The 16,594-nt window shown below is 70.1% G+C and carries 17 protein-coding genes; 5 read left to right on the top strand and 12 right to left on the bottom strand.

Annotated features, from left to right (window positions below; genetic code table 11):
* Positions 1-37 precede the first annotated feature (37 nt).
* From ybgF to tolQ, 6 genes are all read right to left on the bottom strand, one after another.
* On the bottom strand, positions 38-1,120 hold the full coding sequence (gene ybgF, locus VM780_RS03685; RefSeq protein WP_325445247.1) for a tol-pal system protein YbgF: 1,083 nt from the start codon (positions 1,118-1,120) through the stop codon (positions 38-40).
* A 124-nt stretch (positions 1,121-1,244) separates the two neighbouring features.
* Positions 1,245-1,760, bottom strand: coding sequence for a peptidoglycan-associated lipoprotein Pal (gene pal / locus VM780_RS03690; RefSeq protein WP_325445249.1), 516 nt, complete (start codon positions 1,758-1,760; stop codon positions 1,245-1,247).
* Between the two features lie 365 nt (positions 1,761-2,125).
* The gene (gene tolB / locus VM780_RS03695; protein WP_325445251.1) at positions 2,126-3,445 is read right to left on the bottom strand and encodes a Tol-Pal system beta propeller repeat protein TolB; all 1,320 of its coding nucleotides are present in this window, start codon (positions 3,443-3,445) and stop codon (positions 2,126-2,128) included.
* Positions 3,446-3,560: 115 nt separating this feature from the next.
* Positions 3,561-4,826: a cell envelope integrity protein TolA gene (tolA, locus tag VM780_RS03700; protein ID WP_325445253.1), complete on the bottom strand. Its 1,266-nt coding sequence runs from the start codon at positions 4,824-4,826 to the stop codon at positions 3,561-3,563.
* Between the two features lie 3 nt (positions 4,827-4,829).
* Positions 4,830-5,279 (bottom strand): protein TolR, encoded by a 450-nt coding sequence (gene tolR, locus VM780_RS03705; RefSeq protein WP_325445255.1) that lies wholly within the window; start codon positions 5,277-5,279, stop codon positions 4,830-4,832.
* A 6-nt stretch (positions 5,280-5,285) separates the two neighbouring features.
* Entirely contained in the window at positions 5,286-5,963 is a 678-nt protein-coding gene (tolQ, locus tag VM780_RS03710; RefSeq protein WP_325445257.1) for a protein TolQ, read from the bottom strand.
* 256 nt (positions 5,964-6,219) lie between these two features.
* Between tolQ and VM780_RS03715 the strand changes: the two genes are divergently transcribed.
* Both VM780_RS03715 and VM780_RS03720 read left to right on the top strand, forming a co-directional pair.
* Positions 6,220-6,975 carry a trypsin-like serine protease gene (locus tag VM780_RS03715; protein ID WP_325445259.1) on the top strand — a complete coding sequence of 252 codons (756 nt, stop codon included), beginning with the start codon at positions 6,220-6,222 and terminating at the stop codon, positions 6,973-6,975.
* 140 nt (positions 6,976-7,115) lie between these two features.
* The gene (locus VM780_RS03720; RefSeq protein ID WP_325445569.1) at positions 7,116-7,901 is read left to right on the top strand and encodes a S1 family peptidase; all 786 of its coding nucleotides are present in this window, start codon (positions 7,116-7,118) and stop codon (positions 7,899-7,901) included.
* Between the two features lie 20 nt (positions 7,902-7,921).
* Here the strand turns inward: VM780_RS03720 and ybgC are convergent, their stop codons facing one another.
* From ybgC to VM780_RS03745, 5 genes are all read right to left on the bottom strand, one after another.
* Positions 7,922-8,326, bottom strand: a complete 405-nt coding sequence (gene ybgC / locus VM780_RS03725) for a tol-pal system-associated acyl-CoA thioesterase (RefSeq protein ID WP_325445571.1) — start codon at positions 8,324-8,326, stop codon at positions 7,922-7,924.
* 32 nt (positions 8,327-8,358) lie between these two features.
* Positions 8,359-9,399, bottom strand: coding sequence for a Holliday junction branch migration DNA helicase RuvB (gene ruvB / locus VM780_RS03730; RefSeq protein WP_325445261.1), 1,041 nt, complete (start codon positions 9,397-9,399; stop codon positions 8,359-8,361).
* 100 nt (positions 9,400-9,499) lie between these two features.
* Positions 9,500-10,117 carry a Holliday junction branch migration protein RuvA gene (gene ruvA / locus VM780_RS03735; RefSeq protein WP_325445263.1) on the bottom strand — a complete coding sequence of 206 codons (618 nt, stop codon included), beginning with the start codon at positions 10,115-10,117 and terminating at the stop codon, positions 9,500-9,502.
* Positions 10,114-10,632: a crossover junction endodeoxyribonuclease RuvC gene (gene ruvC, locus VM780_RS03740; protein WP_325445265.1), complete on the bottom strand. Its 519-nt coding sequence runs from the start codon at positions 10,630-10,632 to the stop codon at positions 10,114-10,116. The genes ruvA and ruvC overlap by 4 nt, the downstream gene beginning before the upstream one ends.
* A gap of 54 nt (positions 10,633-10,686) precedes the next feature.
* Positions 10,687-11,934 carry an Hsp70 family protein gene (locus tag VM780_RS03745; RefSeq protein WP_325445267.1) on the bottom strand — a complete coding sequence of 416 codons (1,248 nt, stop codon included), beginning with the start codon at positions 11,932-11,934 and terminating at the stop codon, positions 10,687-10,689.
* A gap of 132 nt (positions 11,935-12,066) precedes the next feature.
* Between VM780_RS03745 and VM780_RS03750 the strand changes: the two genes are divergently transcribed.
* Complete coding sequence (locus VM780_RS03750) at positions 12,067-12,798, top strand: sulfite exporter TauE/SafE family protein (RefSeq protein WP_325445269.1); 732 nt, start codon at positions 12,067-12,069, stop codon at positions 12,796-12,798.
* Between the two features lie 8 nt (positions 12,799-12,806).
* On the opposite strand, the gene VM780_RS03755 is transcribed toward VM780_RS03750, so the two are convergent.
* Positions 12,807-13,553, bottom strand: coding sequence for a YebC/PmpR family DNA-binding transcriptional regulator (locus VM780_RS03755; RefSeq protein ID WP_325445271.1), 747 nt, complete (start codon positions 13,551-13,553; stop codon positions 12,807-12,809).
* 420 nt (positions 13,554-13,973) lie between these two features.
* Between VM780_RS03755 and VM780_RS03760 the strand changes: the two genes are divergently transcribed.
* Both VM780_RS03760 and VM780_RS03765 read left to right on the top strand, forming a co-directional pair.
* Complete coding sequence (locus tag VM780_RS03760) at positions 13,974-16,271, top strand: FdhF/YdeP family oxidoreductase (protein WP_325445273.1); 2,298 nt, start codon at positions 13,974-13,976, stop codon at positions 16,269-16,271.
* Positions 16,271-16,582 carry a hypothetical protein gene (locus VM780_RS03765; protein ID WP_325445276.1) on the top strand — a complete coding sequence of 104 codons (312 nt, stop codon included), beginning with the start codon at positions 16,271-16,273 and terminating at the stop codon, positions 16,580-16,582. Before VM780_RS03760 ends, VM780_RS03765 begins: the two co-directional genes overlap by 1 nt.
* Positions 16,583-16,594 lie beyond the last annotated feature (12 nt).

Consider the following 16,594-nt stretch of genomic DNA (forward strand, 5'->3'; position numbering starts at 1 on the left):
CTGGTCCGCTCCGGCGCTGACCGGCCGGCGTCTCAGACTAGCAGGAGATGCGCTTCAGCTCGCGGTCGGATTGGGCCTTGATGCGCGCATATTTGCGCCCGGCCTCCGCGATCGTCGCGCAGGCCTCCTCCTTTTTGCCCATGCCGTTCAGCGACATGCCGAGCTTGAGCATGCTCTCGGGCGCCTTCGAGGACTGCGGCGCCTCCTTGTAGATCGTGAAGAAGCTGTCGGCTGCGTCGGTGTATTTCTTGCGCTGATAAAGGCTCTCGCCGAGCCAGTAGCGCGCCTCCGGCGCCTTGGCGTCGTTCGGGTAGCTGCGGAGGAAGTCCCGGAAGGTGGATTCGGCCTGGTCGTAATTCCGGCGCTGCATGAATCCGACGCCCAGGTCGAACTGGTCGCGCGCGCTGCCCGACCCGGCCACCACGCCGCCGCCGTCGCCGAGCGCGGCGGTCGCGCCGGGCGCACGGCTGGAGCCGGAATCGCCGGTCGACAGGCCGGGCGGCTGGATGCTCATCGGCCCGTCCGGGTCGTCGCCCGGATCGCCGTCGAGCAGACCGCCTATGGCGTCGCCGCCGTCGGCGGAGCGGGATGAGCCCAGCGAGGCCGGCGGCGCGCCGGGACCCGACGAGCCGCCAGAACCCGAAGACGAGCCGATCTGCGCCGAGCCGCCGGCGCTGCTCGGGCTCGACGCAGGTCCGGCGTCGCCGCGCCGCGTCGGCTTGGCCCCGCCGCCCTTGCCGCCTTCCATGTCCTGGAAGCGGTACTCGACGTCGCCCTGGAAGCGCTTCAGCGCCTCGTCATTCTTGCGGCCCTGATACTCGAGCTCCTCAAGGCGGCCGTTGAGCTGCCGCATCTGGTTTTCGAGCCGGTCGAGCCGGACCGCGATGTCGGCCATCGAGGACGACTGCGCCGGCTGAACGTAGCTCGGCGCGGCGCGGCGTTCGTCCCGATCGCCGAAGAAGGCGAGCTTCTGCTCGAGCCCGCTGACCCGCTGCTCGAGCCAGGACGGCGCCCTGGTCTCCTGCGGCTGCTGGGCGACCGCCGCGCCGGACGCGCCGCAAGCCAGCAGTGCGCCGAACGCGAAGCGTCGGACGGGCGAAGAGCGCAGAACGTCGAACATCTGGAGTGAGAATCCCGGCTGAGACGCGAGGGCTATCATACGCCGCTACGCTCGCAGTTCGGCTGAATTAGGGCCGATTCCGGCGGCCGACGCCAGAGGCGCGACCGCCGGAATCGAAGGATCATCACGATCCGGCGCCGCCCAGCACCGTGACGGCGCGCCGGTTCTGCGACCAGCAGGAGATGTCGTCGCACACCGCGACCGGCCGCTCCTTGCCGTAGGAGATCGTGCGCATCCGGTTGGCCGGCACGCCGCGGGCCGTCAGGTAGTCGCGCGTGACCTGGGAGCGGCGGGCGCCGAGGGCGAAGTTGTACTCGCGCGTGCCGCGCTCGTCCGCATGGCCCTCGATGGTGATGGCGTAGCGCGGATAGCGCGACAGCCACTGGGCCTGCTTGTCCAGGGTGGCGCGCGAGGTGGAGGTGAGCTCGGTCGAGTCGGTCTCGAAGAAGACGCGATCGCCGACGTTCACGACGAAATCCTGCTGGCTGCCGGGAGGGCCGCCGCGGCCGCCGGCCCCGTAAGCCCCGTTCGCCCCGTCGAGGCCGTCGCCCGACTTCTTGGCGCAAGCGCCGAGAGCGAGCGCGGCGCAGAGCACGACGGCGATCTTCGCGCTCCGACCAATACGCATGGTACGCAACATGCCCGATGACTCCTTGTGGCTGTCGGTTGCGCGATCCATAGCATTCTCCCCCTTAACCGAAGGTTCCGTTAGGCTTAAACAGAGGTTTATTTCGGCTTCCTCAGAAGCCCGTGCTGATAACCTTGTTCCGCCTGAACGCGACCGGATCGTGGCGCGGCGGCGGCGCGGCGTGGTTTCCGCCCGGAGTGAGTCCGCACGGCCACAGCCGCGGACGGCCGCATGCGCTCCGGCGCGACCGTCGACGGCCAAAAGGTTTTCGGGTGCGCTCTACGGCCAAACGCCCCATCCGGCCGCGTTGCACGCGTCCACCCTCCCCGCGGCCGCGCCGCGAGGAGGGTGGAGAGGTGTCGCGCCGCGGAAGAGCGTCAGTTCAGCAGCGGGGACCAGGCGGGGTCGGAGGCGAAGCCGGGGGTCGGAACGCGCTGCTCGTTACGGCCGGTGATGTCGATCGAGAAGATCTTCGGGCCCGGGCCGACGTCGCGGAAGAACATCAGCACGCGGCCGTTGGGGGCCCAGGTCGGGCCCTCATTGTGGAAGCCCTCGGTCAGGATGCGTTCGCCCGAACCGTCCGGCCGCATGACGCCGATGCCGAACTTGCCGCCGGACTGCCGCGTGAAGGCGATCAGGTCGCCGCGCGGCGACCAGACCGGCGTCGAGTAGCGGCCGTCGCCGAACGAGATGCGCTGCGCCGGGCCGCCGGAGGAGCTCATCACATAGATCTGCTGGTTGCCGCCGCGGTCGCTCTCGAACACGATCTTGGAGCCGTCCGGCGAGAACGAGGGCGAAGTGTCGATCGCGCCGGAATCGGTCAGCTTGGTGGTCGCGCGCGAGCGTAGGTCCATCACGTAAATCGACGCGTTGCCGCCCTGCTCCAGGCTCATCGCGACCTTCTGGCCGTCCGGCGAGAAGCGCGGGGCGAAGGTCATGCCCGGGAAATTGCCGACGGCCTCGCGCTGACCGGTCTCGATGTTGAGCAGATAGACCCGCGGGTCGCCCTGCCCGAACGACATGTAGGTGATCTCTTGGCTGGTCGGGCTGAAGCGCGGGGTCAGCACCAGTTCGCTGCCGGAGGTGATGAAACGGCTGCCATAGCCGTCCTGGTCCATGATCGCGAGGCGCTTGACGCGCGCGTTCTTGGGGCCGCTTTCGTCGACATAGACCACGCGGGTGTCGAAATAGCCCTTCTCGCCCGTCAGCCGCTCATAGATCATGTCGGCGATCAGATGCGCGACGCGCCGCCAGTTCTTGTCGGTGAAGAACTGCTGCCCCTCGAGCTGATTGCCGGCGAACACGTCCCACAGCCGGAAGTCGGTGCGCAGCCGGCCGTCGCCCTGCCGGACGATCTGCCCGGTCACCAGCGCCTGGGCGTTGATGATGCGCCAGTCGCCGAACCGCGGCGCGGCGTCGAAGTTCGAGATCTTCTCGATGAAGGCGCGCTTGTCGATCGGCGCGAACAGGCCGGAGCGCTGCAGGTCGGCGGTGATGACGCCCGCCATGTCGCTCGCGAGCTTCGGGTCGCTGCCGTTCGGCAGGAAATCCGGGATCGCGATCGGCAGCGGCTGCACATTGCCCTGGTTGATGTCGATCGACACCTGCGCACGCGCCGGCGCGAGCGGGGCTGCGGCGAACAGGGCGGCGGCCGCGAACAGCGCGGCCCGAAGAAGGCGTGCAGAAAGAAGCGTCATCAGGCTCTTCCGGATGAGGCGCGCTGGCGCCGGAATGAAGTGGCGACGGAGCGCGTACGCGAATAGGAGGTCGGGCCGAGCAGGACCGGCCGGAACGGAGAACGTCGGAACGCCGTCATCCGCCCATCATGTCCTTGGGGTCGAAATTGATGTTCACCTGCCGCCAGTAATCGTAGGCGTCGGGCGGCAGCTTCAAGGGCGAGCAGCGACGAACCGCGCGCGTGGCGGCGTCCGCGGCGGCGCGGAAGGCAGGATTGGACGACGAGTTCGTCACGTCGGGGCCGCCGGCGAGCGAGCCGTCGGCGTTGAGCGTGAAATGCACCCGCACCGCCAGGCTGCCGTCGGTCGAGGCGCCAAAGGGCGGGTTCCAGCACTGCATGACCTGCTCGCGCACCGCATTGTCGATGCCCGTGCGCTGCGACATCGACAGCTTCGTCGCGGTCCCGCGGGAGGTGCCGGCGGTGGTCTCGGGCGCCGTTTCGCGCGCCGCCGCGGCCTTGCGGCTCGCCTCGCGAGCATCCTTCATCGCGCTGTCGCTCGAAGACGGCTTGTCGCCGAGCAGGCTCGCGATCTTGGACGGGTCGAACTTGCGCTCCTTGGCCTTGGCGGCCTCCGCCTTCTCCTTGGCGGCCTTTTCGGCTTCGGCCTTGGCGAGCTTCTCGGCCTTCTCCTTCGCGGCCTTCTCGGCCTCGGCCTTGGCGAGTTTGTCCGCCTTCTCCTTGGCCTCCTTGGCTTCCTTGTCGGCCTGCGCCTTGGCGGCCGCCTTTTCAGCCTCCGCCTTCTGCTTGGCTTCCTTCTCGGCCTCCGCCTTGGCGAGGCGCTCGGCCTCGGCGGCCTGCGCGAGCTTCTCGGCCTTTTCCTGGGCGGCCTTCTCGGCCTGGGCCTTCGCGGCCTTGTCGGCGGCAGCCTTTTCCTGCGCGGCCTTCGCCTCGGCGGCTTTGGCGGCCTCCGCCTGCGCGGCCTTCTCGGCTTCGGCCTTGGCGGCCTTTTCGGCCTCCGCCTTAGCGATCTGCGGATCCGGCTTGGGTTCGGGCTTCGGCTCCGGCTTCGGCGGCGCCTCGGCCTTGGCGGGCTCGGGCGCGGCGGCCGGCGGCGGCGGCGGAGCCTGCACGTCCTCCTTGGCGACCGGCGTGTCGTCGTCGACGGGTTCGGGATCGGCTTCCGCGACCTTGTCGGCCTTGACCTTGGGCGCGTCGACCTTCTTGGAGGCCTTGGAGCCCTTGGTCATGGCGTCGAATTCCTGAGGAGTCAGGATCTCGATCGGCAGCGCCTCGGTGGGGCCGACGTCAAACGGTTTCGCGGACGAGAAATTGATCAGCCCCCACGCCAGGATAAGCGCGTGGCCGGCGCACGAGCAGACAAGGCCCGGCCGCACTTTCACCCGTCAGCTCCCCTGCTCCAGCTCAGTGACGAGCGCCACCCGGCGAAAGCCCGCCGAGGACAGCGTGCCCATCACCTTCATCACCTGGCCGTAATTCACGTTGCGGTCGCCCCGGACGTAGATGCGCTCCTCATAGCCAGAGTTCGTGATGGCAATGAGGCGCGGCGCGAGCTCGTCGACGTCGATCGGGGTCTCCTGAAGGAATACGGCGCCGTCGCTCTTCACCGTGATGGTAAGCGGCTCCTTTTCCTCGTTGAGGGGATTGGCGGAGGTCTGCGGCAGGTCGATCGGCACGCCAACCGTCAGCAGCGGCGCCGAGACCATGAAGATGATGAGCAGCACCAGCATGACGTCGACCATCGGCGTCACGTTGATGTCGGACATCACATGGGTGCGACGCCGCCTGCGGGCGCCGTGGCCGCTCGATCCTCCGCCTGCGCCGCTCATGCCCATGGCGGCTCAGGCCCTCTCGTCGATCTGGCGCGACAGGATCGCGGAGAACTCGTCGGCGAAGCCCTCCATCCGGCTCGCCTGGCGCGTCACCTGGTTGGAGAACTTGTTGTAGAAAATAACCGCCGGGATCGCGGCCACGAGGCCGATCGCGGTGGCGAACAGCGCTTCCGCGATGCCGGGCGCGACCACGGCGAGCGAGGTGTTCTTCGAGGCGGCGATCGACTGGAACGAGGTCATGATGCCCCACACCGTGCCGAACAGGCCGATGAACGGGCCGGCCGAGCCGACGGTGGCGAGCACCAGCAGCTTCGATTCAAGCCGCTCGACCTCGCGCGCGATGGTGACGTCGAGCACCTTGTCGATGCGCTGCTGGAGGCCCGCGACCGAGCGGCCGCCGCCCTCATAGGAGCGCTTCCACTCGCGCATCGCCGCGACGAACAGCGCGGCCATCGAGGTGTTGGGGCGATTGACGAGCGAGCGATAAAGCTCCTCGAGGCTCTGGCCCGACCAGAAGATCTTCTCGAAGCGGTCCATGTTCCGCTTGGTGCGCGAGAACAGCAGCTGCTTGTCGACGACGATCGCCCAGCACCAGATCGAGGCGCTGATCAGCCCGAGCATCACGAACTTCACGATGATGCTGGCCTGCAGGAACAGGCCCCACAGCGACATGTCGGGAGTTGGCATCGTCAGGTCGTCTCCAGTCTCCGCGCGCGGGCCGCGGTCACGGGAGGCGCGCCGCGGCCATCGCCGCCGCCGGCCGCATCCTTCGACCCAAGGCTCGGAGCGACGGCGCGTGTCGCGCGTCAATGTGTTGAAACTGCGACCCGATCCCGCATGTCCGGCTTCGTTCATGGACCGTCAGGGTTAACACGGCGTTACCGCGCGGCCCTGTGGCCCCAGAGCGACGGCCCCCGCCGCCGCGGCTGCTAGGCTGACGCGCATGCGCCCTCTCCTCCTTCTCGCCGCGGCGCTCGCATTCGCGGCCCAGCCCGTCCATGCGCAGGATCCAGCCGGCGCGACGGTCGCCGTGCAGGCGGTCGCGCCGGCGCCCGACGGCCGCGCGCAGGTCACCGAGTGCAGCGGCGTCCTGATCGCGCCCGACCTCGTGCTGACCGCAGGCCACTGCCTAGACCTGATCTCGGCTCCCGCGCAGGTCGCGGCCTTCGCCTATCAGGGCGAGCGCCCGATCCCGCGTCCGCTCGCCGTCGCGGCCTTCGCCCGGCATCCGGACCACGTCGTCGGCTGGCGGGCGCGCCCCGGCGGTCCCGAGACGCGGCAGAGCGAGATCGCCGCCGACCTTGCGCTGCTGCGCCTCGCCGCCCCGCTCGCCGGGGCCGCGCCCGCGCGGCTGGGGCCGCCGCCGCAAGCCGGCGCGCCGGAAGGGACGCTCGCCGGAACCGGCGCTGCGGCGCCCGGCGGGCGCTCCGGCCTGAAGAAGCGGCTCGCGCTGAGCGCGATCCGGCTCTCGACCGGCACCGGCGCCAGGATCGCGTTCGCGACGTCGCGCGGAACGGTCTGCGGCGGCGATTCCGGCGGCCCTGTCGCCGCGCCGGCGGCGGACGGAGCGCATGTCTGGGCGGTGGCGGTCGCGGTTCTGCGCCCGGCCTCCGGCTGCGGCGGACGTTTTGCGGCGGCGCTGGTCGACCCTGCCTCGGCGGACTTCGTCCGTATGCGCTCGGCCGTTTCGGCGCCCTGACGGGATGTCGCCGTGCGGCCACAGCCCGGCCGCGCGGGGCTCAGGCAGACGATTAGTGATCGCGCGTGCGGTTTTTGGCGTGCCAAGGTGCGCCGCATCGGGGACCGCCGCCATCGCGGCTCGTACGGGACGGCGTGAGCATGCGGTCGACGGTGTGGCGTATGACAGTCGCGGCGTGCCTGTCGTTGGGCGTGGCCTCGCCGGCCGGCGCGCTCGCCGGCGGCTCGCCGGCCCGCACCGGCGACCGGCTGACGCGCGCAACGGTGTTCATCACCAGCCTGACGCCCTCCGGCCGCGACCGCGCCGAGGTCGGCAACTGCACCGGCGTGCTGATCGACAAGGACCTGGTGCTGACCGCCGGCCACTGCCTGTCCGACCTCGGCGGCCCGAGCCTCGTGGTCGCGCAGTTCTTCGACCGCTACAATCGCGTCGCCCGCACCGTACAGGTGGCGTCGGGCACGCTGCATCCCGACTATGCGGGGCGTGCGACGGCCGACGACCCGAAGCCCGAACTGCTCGGGGCCGACCTCGCGATTCTGAGGCTCGCCGACCCCGCCCCGGCCGACCGCCGCCCGATCGCGCTCGCGTCGCGGCCGCTCGACGCCGCCAAGCGGTCGTCGGTGCTGCTGGGCGCCGGCTTGCGGGTTCCGGCAGACGAAGGCTCGGCGGGCCATCTGCGCATCGCCAAGGTCAGCGCCGAAGTGGTGACCGACGGACCGACGGCGGTCGCGCTCGGCGTCGCCGGCGGCTCGATCTGCCGCGGCGACAGCGGCGGCCCGGTCGCCTCGTCCGCCGGCGTCTGGGGCGTGGTGATCGCGATCGTGCGGAAGAAGAGCCTCTGCAACTCGACCGTGTTCATGGCCGTGCTCGACCCGAGCTCGCGCGGCTTCAGGATCATGCTGGCGAAGGCCAAGCGCTCGAGCTGAGCGCGGCTACTCCGTAGCGGCTACTCCGTGCGCATCATTTCCTGGCGCATGCGCTCCGGCATGCGGGCGGGCCGGCCGTCGCGCAGATAGGCGCATTGCGCGAGCGCGGTGACGAGCGTTTCGCCGTCGCGCACGACGGTCTGGCGCAGCACCAGCGAGGCCGCCTTGACGTTTTCGGCTGAGGTCACGACCGCCACGACGTCGTCCATCCGCGCCGGCTTCAGATAGTCGATCGTCATGCGGCGAACGACGAAGCCCTCGCGCTGGGTCTCGTAGAGACGGCGGTGGTCGAAGCCGATCGCGCGGAGAATTTCGGTGCGGGCGCGCTCCAGGAAGCGCAGATAGCTGGCGTGGTACACCGCGCCCGAGAAATCGGTGTCTTCGTAGTAGATGCGGAGCGTCAGCACGTGACGCACCCCGTCCATCCGTCCCCCGAGGGGGTCATTCACGTCTGCGCTCAATCTTCAGTCCCGTCGAACAGCGGCATCTGGCCGGTCGTGGTCGGAGCCTCGAGGCCAAGGTGCCGATAGGCGTGCGCCGTCAGCATGCGGCCTCTCGGGGTGCGCTGCAAAAAGCCCTGCTGCAGCAAATAGGGCTCAATGATCTCCTCGATCGCGTCGCGCGGCTCCGACAGCGCCGCCGCCATCGTCTCCACGCCCACCGGTCCGCCGCCGTAGTTCATCGCTATGGCGGAAAGATAACGGCGGTCCATCGCGTCGAGCCCGAGATCGTCTACGTCCAGCAGCTTGAGCGCGCGGTCGGCCGAAGCCCGCGTCACCTCGGCCTCTCCCGAGACCGCCGCAAAATCGCGGACGCGGCGCAGCAGGCGGCCGGCGATGCGCGGGGTGCCGCGGGCGCGCCGGGCGATCTCGCGCGCGCCGTCGCGGCTCATCGGCAGGCCGAGGACCCGCGCGCCGCGCGCCACGATCAGCTCGAGCTCATCGACCTCATAGAAGTTGAGCCGGATCGGAATGCCGAAGCGGTCGCGCAGCGGGGTGGTGAGCAGGCCCGCGCGGGTGGTGGCGCCGACCAGCGTGAACTTCGACAGGTCGATTCTGACTGAGCGCGCCGCCGGGCCTTCGCCGATGATCAGATCGAGCTGAAAGTCCTCCATCGCCGGATAGAGGATCTCCTCGACCGCGGGGTTGAGGCGATGAATCTCATCGATGAACAGGACGTCGCGCTCTTCCAGATTAGTCAGCAGCGCGGCGAGGTCGCCCGCCTTGGCGATGACGGGCCCGGAGGTCGCCCGGAAACCGACGCCGAGCTCGCGGGCGAGAATCTGGGCGAGCGTCGTCTTGCCAAGTCCGGGCGGGCCGGCGAGCAGCACATGGTCGAGCGCCTCGCCGCGCGCCTTGGCGGCCTGGATGAACACCGACAGGTTCTCGCGCGCCTGCCGCTGGCCGGTGAAGTCCGCGAGCGTCTGCGGCCGGATCGTCGCGTCGAGCGCGTCGTCCTCGCGTGCGGCGGGATCGCGGACGGGGCTGGGAGCGGTCATGCGGCCGATCGGTGCGAAGAGGGCTGCTCGGTGATACGGCATCCGCGGCCATCGGCAAACGCGCGAGCGGCCGACGGCGCCGGGAGTCCGTTGAAGCTCGCTATTTCGCCAGCTCCTTCAGCCCAGCGCGGATCAGCCGCTCGGTCGTGGCGTCTTCGCCGGTGGCCTTCATGGCGGCGGCGATCGCGGCGCTCGCCTGCGGCGCCGCGTAGCCGAGATTGACGAGCGCGGAGACGGCGTCGCGCGCCGGCTGCGGACCGCGCGCCTCCGCGACCTCCCCGGCGAAGCGCGCAAGCCCCGGATCGACGTCGGAAAACAGCGGCGCCTTGTCCTTGAGCTCGGTCACGATCCGCACCGCGACTTTCGGGCCGACGCCGGGCGCGCGCGAGATCGCCGCCTTGTCCTGGAGCGCGATCGCCGTCGCGAGGTCGGAGGCGTCGAGCGTCGACAGCACCGCGAGTGCGACCTTCGTGCCCACGCCCTGCACGGTGTTGAGCAGCCGGAACCATTCACGCTCGAGATCGGCCATGAAGCCGAACAGCTGGATGCGATCCTCACGCACATGGGTCTCGATCGAGAGCCGCGCGATCTCGCCGGCCTTGGGCAGGCGGCCGAGCGTACGGCTCGAGCAATGCACCACATAGCCCACGCCGCCGACGTCGAGGATGACCCAGTCCGGCCCGACAGAGTCGACCTTGCCCGTGAGCTTTCCGATCATGCCGAGATCCTCGCAGCGGCGATGCGGGCGGCCGCGCCGCGGTGCTGGGCGTGGCAGATCGCGATCGCAAGCGCGTCGGCGGCGTCGGGTCCGCTGACGATCGCCTTGGGCAGCAGGATCGAGATCATCGCCTGGATCTGGCGCTTATCGGCGTGGCCCGCGCCGACCACGGTCTTCTTGATCAGGTTCGGGGAATATTCGGCGACCGGCACGCCGGCGAGCGCGGGAACCAGCATGGCGACGCCGCGCGCCTGGCCGAGCTTCAGCGTGGCGGAGGCGTTGGTGTTGACGAAGGTCTCCTCCACGGCCGCTTCGTCGGGCGCGTGGGCGGCGAGCACAGCCGAGAGGCCGGCGTGCAGCAGCGCCAGCCGGCGCGCGAGGTCGAGCGCGTCGTCGGGCTTCACCACCCCGGCGGCCACGAAGGAGAGCCGCGAGCCCGCGACGCCGATCACGCCCCAGCCGGTGCGGCGAAGTCCGGGATCGATGCCGAGGATGCGAATCGGGGCGTGGCTCATGCGGCCAGCATAGCCGCGGACAAGTTGACGGAACACAAGCGGAACGCGGCTGCCTCAGCCGTAGCGGCGGGCGGCCTCGATCGTCAGCCCGGCCCCAACCGCGCCGAAAGTGTCGCCTTCGACCGCGAGCGCCGCCGGAACCGCGCCGAGGATCGCGGCCCGGACATGCGGAATGCGCGTCGAGCCGCCGGTGAGGAACACGGCGTCGATCTGCTCGGCCGCGATTCCGGCGGCGATCAGGCAGCGGGCAATGCGCTCGCGGATCTTTTCCGCCAGCGCATATGTGTGCCGTTCGAACGCGTCGCGGCGGATCGGGGCCTCGAGCCCCCTCTCCGCCCAGCCGAGCGGCAGCGTCGTGGCGTCCGCCTCCGACAGCCTGATCTTCGCGCTCTCGACCTCGGCCGCGAGTCCGTGGCCGCGCTCGTCGTCGATCACCCGGATCAGCCGATCGAGCAGATCCGGCCGCGCCGCCTCCCGCCGCACCTCGCGGATCTGCCGGACCGCGCGGCCGTCATAGAGCCTGTTGATGCTCGACCAGGTGGCGAGTTCGTGGAAGTAGGTCGAGGGGACTTCGAGCTCCGCGCGCTTCATCGGCGAGCGGTAGCCGAGCAGCGGCATCACTGCGCCCAGGCTGAGCCGGCGGTCGAAGTCGACGCCGCCGACCCGCACGCCCTCATTCGCGAGGATGTCGCCGGCCCTGTCGTCGCGGCCGTGGCGGTCGGGGCCGAGCCGAATGACCGTGAAATCCGAGGTGCCGCCGCCGATGTCGGCGATCAGAGCGAGTTCTTCGCGCGCCACCGCGCGCTCATAGTCGAGCGCCGCCGCGACCGGCTCGTACTGGAACGACACCTCCCGAAAGCCGAGCGACAGCGCGATCTCCCGCAGCGTGTCCTCGGCCCGCGCGTCGCCCTCCGGATCGCCGTCGACGAAATGCACCGGGCGGCCGTGCACCACGGAATCGAATGGGCGGCCAACCGCCGCCTCGGCGCGGCGCTTCACGACGGCGAGGTAGCGGGCGATGACCTCGCGGAACTTCACGCGTTCGCGGCCGACCTGCGTCGCCTCGTCGATCAGCCCGGTGCCGAGCACGGATTTCAGGCTGCGCATCAGCCGGCCCGGCTCGCCGTCCAGATAGGCGCTCATCGCCGCCCGGCCGACCTTCGCCTCCGCGGTGGGGGCGAAGAAGATCGCGCTCGGGATGGTGGTCTCTTCGCCCTCCAGCCGGACGAGCGTCGGCCGTCCCGCCTCAGCGAGTCCGAGCGTGGTGTTGGAGGTGCCGAAGTCGAGTCCGCAGGCTGTCATGACGCTCCTGTCGCGCAGGACGTCCGCAAAGGCGATTGGACGAAGCGCCGCGCCGCGGCGCCGCCGGCTAAAGGATGGGTCGTCGCTGCCCGCGGGCCAGTGCTAGATGGACGCCCCGCCGCCGGCCTTCCCATGACGCTTGCTCTCGCCATCGCCATCGCGCTGCTCTCAGGCGTCGTCCGCGGCTTCTCGGGCTTCGGCAGCGCGCTGATCTTCGTGCCGCTGATCTCGGCGCTCTACGACCCGGCGCGGGCGACGCCGGTGTTCTGCCTGATAGACGCGGCCCTGATGGCGCCCATGGCGCTGCGCGCGTTCCGGCGCTGCGACTGGCCGGAGGTGGCCCCGATGGCGCTGACGACCGCGGCCTTCACGCCGCTCGGCGTCTATGCGCTGGTCGTGGTCGATCCGGTGACGCTGCGCTGGGCGATCGCAATCGCGGTCGCGGGAACGCTGGCGCTGCTGTCGAGCGGGCTGCGCTACGCGCATCGGCCGCCGGTCGCTGCGGCGCTAGCGGTGGGCGCCGCCGCGGGCGTTCTCGGCGGCTCGGCGCAGATCTCCGGCGCCCCGATCGCCGCCTACTGGCTGGCCGGCCCGGGCGAGCGCGGCGTGATCCGCGCCAACATGATCGCGCTGTTCGCCCTGGTGTCGTTCGCGACCTTCGCGTCGCTGCTCTGGGCCGGACTTTTGACGACCGAGGTGCTGTGGCTTTGCCTGTGGCTCGGCCCGGCCTACGGGATCGGCATCTTTCTCGGCGCCCGCCGCTTCGTCGGGGCGACCGACGCCGGCTACCGGCGCGCCGCCTATGCGGTGATCCTGCTCGCGGCGGCGCTCTCGGCGCCGGTCTGGGACACGATCTGGCGCTGAGCGCGCTCTCAGCCGCCGAGCTTGGCCATCACGTCGTCGGGAATCTCGTAATTGCCGTGGACGTTCTGGACGTCGTCATCGTCGTCGAGCGCGTCGAGCAGCTTCATCAGCGAGGCCGCCTTGTCCTCGTCGAGCGCGGTCGTGACGGTCGGACGCCACACCGCCTTGGCGCTCTCGGCCTCCCCGAGCTTCCCCTCGAGGCCCTTTGAGACCTCGTTCAGATCCTCGAACGCGCAAGTGACCACGTGGTTCTCCGCGTCCGACTGGACGTCCTCCGCGCCGGCCTCGATCGCGGCCTCCAGCACGTCGTCGGCCGAGCCCGCCTTGGCAGGATAGACGATCTCGCCGACGCGATTGAACATGAAGCCGACCGAGCCGGTCTCGCCGAGCGCCCCGCCTGATTTGGTGAAGTAGGAGCGGACCGCCGAAGCGGTGCGGTTGCGGTTGTCGGTCAGCGCCTCGACGATGATCGCGACGCCGCCGGGGCCGTAGCCCTCGTAGCGCACCTCCTCATAGTTCTCCCCTTCAGCGCCCGACGCCTTGCTGATGGCGCGCTGGATGTTGTCCTTCGGCATGGACTGGGCCTTGGCGGCCTGGATGGCGAGGCGCAGCCGGGCGTTCATGTCGGGGTCGGGCAGGCCCGCCTTGGCCGCGACCGTGATCTCGCGCGCAAGCTTTGAGAACAGCTTCGCCCGGACCGCGTCCTGGCGGCCCTTGCGGTGCATGATGTTCTTGAACTGCGAATGCCCGGCCACGGGTCGCCTCCGACATGTGAGGACGTCCCGGTCGCCGGCGAGGCGCGCGCGGCGGACGTCCGGCGCTTGAGGAAGGCGGCCTTATAGGACCGGGCCGGCCCGAAAGGAAGCCGAAGCGTCTGCCTCCGCGCGCGCGGCCGTGAGCCCGCGGCGCCCGACCGGCGCCTGTTCTGCATTGCATCGCAGCAAGAGCGCCCCGCTCTGGAATGCCAACAGAGGGTCTTCGCCGAATTGCACGATCGACTTTGTCTATCGACGCAGGTGAGCAGCTTGATCATGATCTTCAATCAAGCGATCGGCCTCTGGTATCTTCCACCGCTTCCAAAATGCTGCTTTCCTATTGAACATCAGTGCATTCGGACGTAGATGGCGAAGGCGGGCCTGGACCGGACCTGGGCTTCTTTCCAATAGGTAAACACTATGGCGAACATCGCGCCGCCTCTCAAGAAGTCCCACGCCGCCGGCGGCTGGGGCGCTCTTCGCAGCTGCGGCAAGCACCTGTTGAAGAGCGGCTCGGCGCTCACCGGCGCGATGACGCTGCTCAAGGCGAACCAGTCCGACGGCTTCGACTGCCCGGGTTGCGCCTGGGGCGACCCGGAGCACGGCTCGTCCTTCGAGTTCTGCGAGAACGGCGTGAAGGCGGTCTCCTGGGAGGCCACGGCGCGCCGCGCCACCCCCGCCTTCTTCGCCGAGCACACGGTGAGCGAGCTGCGCGGCTGGACCGACTACAAGCTCGAGAATGTCGGCCGGCTGACCGAGCCGATGCGCTACGACGCGAAGACCGATCGCTACCTGCCGGTGTCGTGGGACGAGGCGTTCGCCGAGATCGGCGCCGAGCTGCGCGCCCTCAACTCGCCGGACGAGGCCGAGTTCTACACCTCCGGCCGCGCCTCGAACGAGGCGGCATTCCTCTACCAGCTGTTCGCCCGCGCCTACGGGACCAACAATTTTCCCGACTGCTCAAACATGTGCCACGAGGCCTCGGGCGTCGGGCTGACGCAGTCGCTCGGCGTGGGCAAGGGCACGGTGCTGCTCGAGGATTTCGAGCACGCCGACGCGATCATCGTCATCGGCCAGAATCCCGGCACCAACCATCCGCGCATGCTGGGCGACTTGCGCCGGGCGGCGCAGCGCGGGGCGAAAGTTGCGGTGCTGAACCCGGTGCGCGAACGCGGCCTGGAGCGCTTCGCCGATCCGCAGGCCAAGATCGAGATGCTGCGCGGCGGCTCGACCTCGATCGCGACGCATTACTTCCAGCCGAAGCTCGGCGGCGACATGGCCGCGATCCGCGGCGTCGCCAAGATCGTGTTCATGCGCGACGCCGAGGCCCGGGCGGCGGGCCAGCCGGGCCTGCTCGACGACGCCTTCATCGCGCAGCACACCACCGGCCTCGACGCCTGGCGGGCCGAGGTCGAGGCCACCTCGTGGGGCCAGATCGAGGACCAGTCCGGCCTGACCTTCTACGAGATCCAGACCCTCGCCGAGGTCTATCTCGGCGCCGAACGGGTGATCGCCACCTGGGCGATGGGCGTGACCCAGCACCGCCACTCGGTGATCACAGTGCGTGAGATCACCAATCTGCTGCTGCTGCGCGGCCATGTCGGCCGCGAGGGCGCGGGGCTCTGCCCGGTGCGCGGCCATTCGAACGTGCAGGGCGACCGCACGGTCGGCATCAACGAGAATGCGCCCGAGTGGTTTCTTGCTGCGCTAGAGCGCGAATTCGGCGTCGCGGTTCCGCGCAAGCCCGGCCACAACGTGCTGCACGCGATCCACGCCATGGTGGAGGGCCGCGCCCGCGCCTTCATCGGCCTCGGCGGCAATTTCGCCCGCGCCACCCCCGACACCGCGCTTGTCGCCGAGGCCCTGCGGCGCTGCCGGCTGACGGTGCAGATCGCCACCAAGCCGAACCTCGGCCACATGGCGGTCGGCGAGGTCGCTTACCTGCTGCCCTGCCTCGGCCGCACCGAGATCGACCGCGACGCCGCCGGCAAGCCGCAGATCGTGACCGTCGAGGATTCGATGAGCATGGTCCACGGCTCCGGCGGCATCAACAAGCCGGCCTCGCCGCATCTGAAGTCTGAGATCGGCATCATCGCCGGCATGGCGGCCGCGACAGTGGGCTCGGAGCGGATCGACTGGGCGGGGCTCGCCGCAGATTACGACCGCATCCGCGACGCGATCGCGCGGGTGATTCCGGGCTTCGAGGACTACAATGTCCGCGTCCGGAGGCCGCGCGGCTTCCGCCTGCGCAACGCCGCCGCCGAGCGAGCGTGGGACACCCCGTCGGGCAAGGCGGAATTCTCGGCGGCGCCCCTGCCCGCCGAGATCGAGCACCAGCAGGCGCGGCGCCGGAAGAGCGCCTACGTGCTGCAGACCTTCCGCAGCCACGACCAGTACAACACGACGATCTATGGTCTGGATGACCGCTATCGCGGCGTCTATGGCGAGCGCCGGGTGGTGTTCGCGCATCCGGACGACATCGCCGCGATGGGCGCGACGCCGAACGCGCGGGTCGACGTGGTTGGGCTGCACGAGGACGGCAGGACCCGGATCGCCGAGGATTTCCGCCTCGTCGCCTACGACATCCCGCGCGGCTGCGTCGCGGGCTACTACCCGGAGCTCAACGCCGTGGTGCCGTTCTCGGATGCCGGCGACCTCAGCGACACGCCGCTGTCAAAATCCGTGATGGTGACGTTCCGCCCGCGCGAGGCGGCCTGATGGCGGCCGAGGCTCTCGACGCCGGCGCCTTTATGGCGGCGGTCGAGGCGCTGGTCGGCCGCGCGCCGGAGCTGTCGCCGCTCGACGCGGGCCTGCTCGCGGCGCTGCGCTTCGGCGTCGCCGGCGACACGCGCGGCTTCGCGAAGGTGTTTGGGGTGCCGCACGCGCTGGTGCTGCGCGCCACGAGCGAGCTTTCGGAGGCGTTCGGGCTGGTCGCCGTGACGGGGTGCGATCCGCGCACGCAGCGCACGCGACTCGAGCTCACCGACGCCGGCGCACGCCTCCTTGAAGGCGCGGCGCTCGCGGCGTAAGCCCTTCTGCGA

Origin of the sequence: Hansschlegelia sp., assembly GCF_035538955.1 — a bacterium.
Classification (GTDB): domain Bacteria; phylum Pseudomonadota; class Alphaproteobacteria; order Rhizobiales; family Methylopilaceae; genus Methylopila.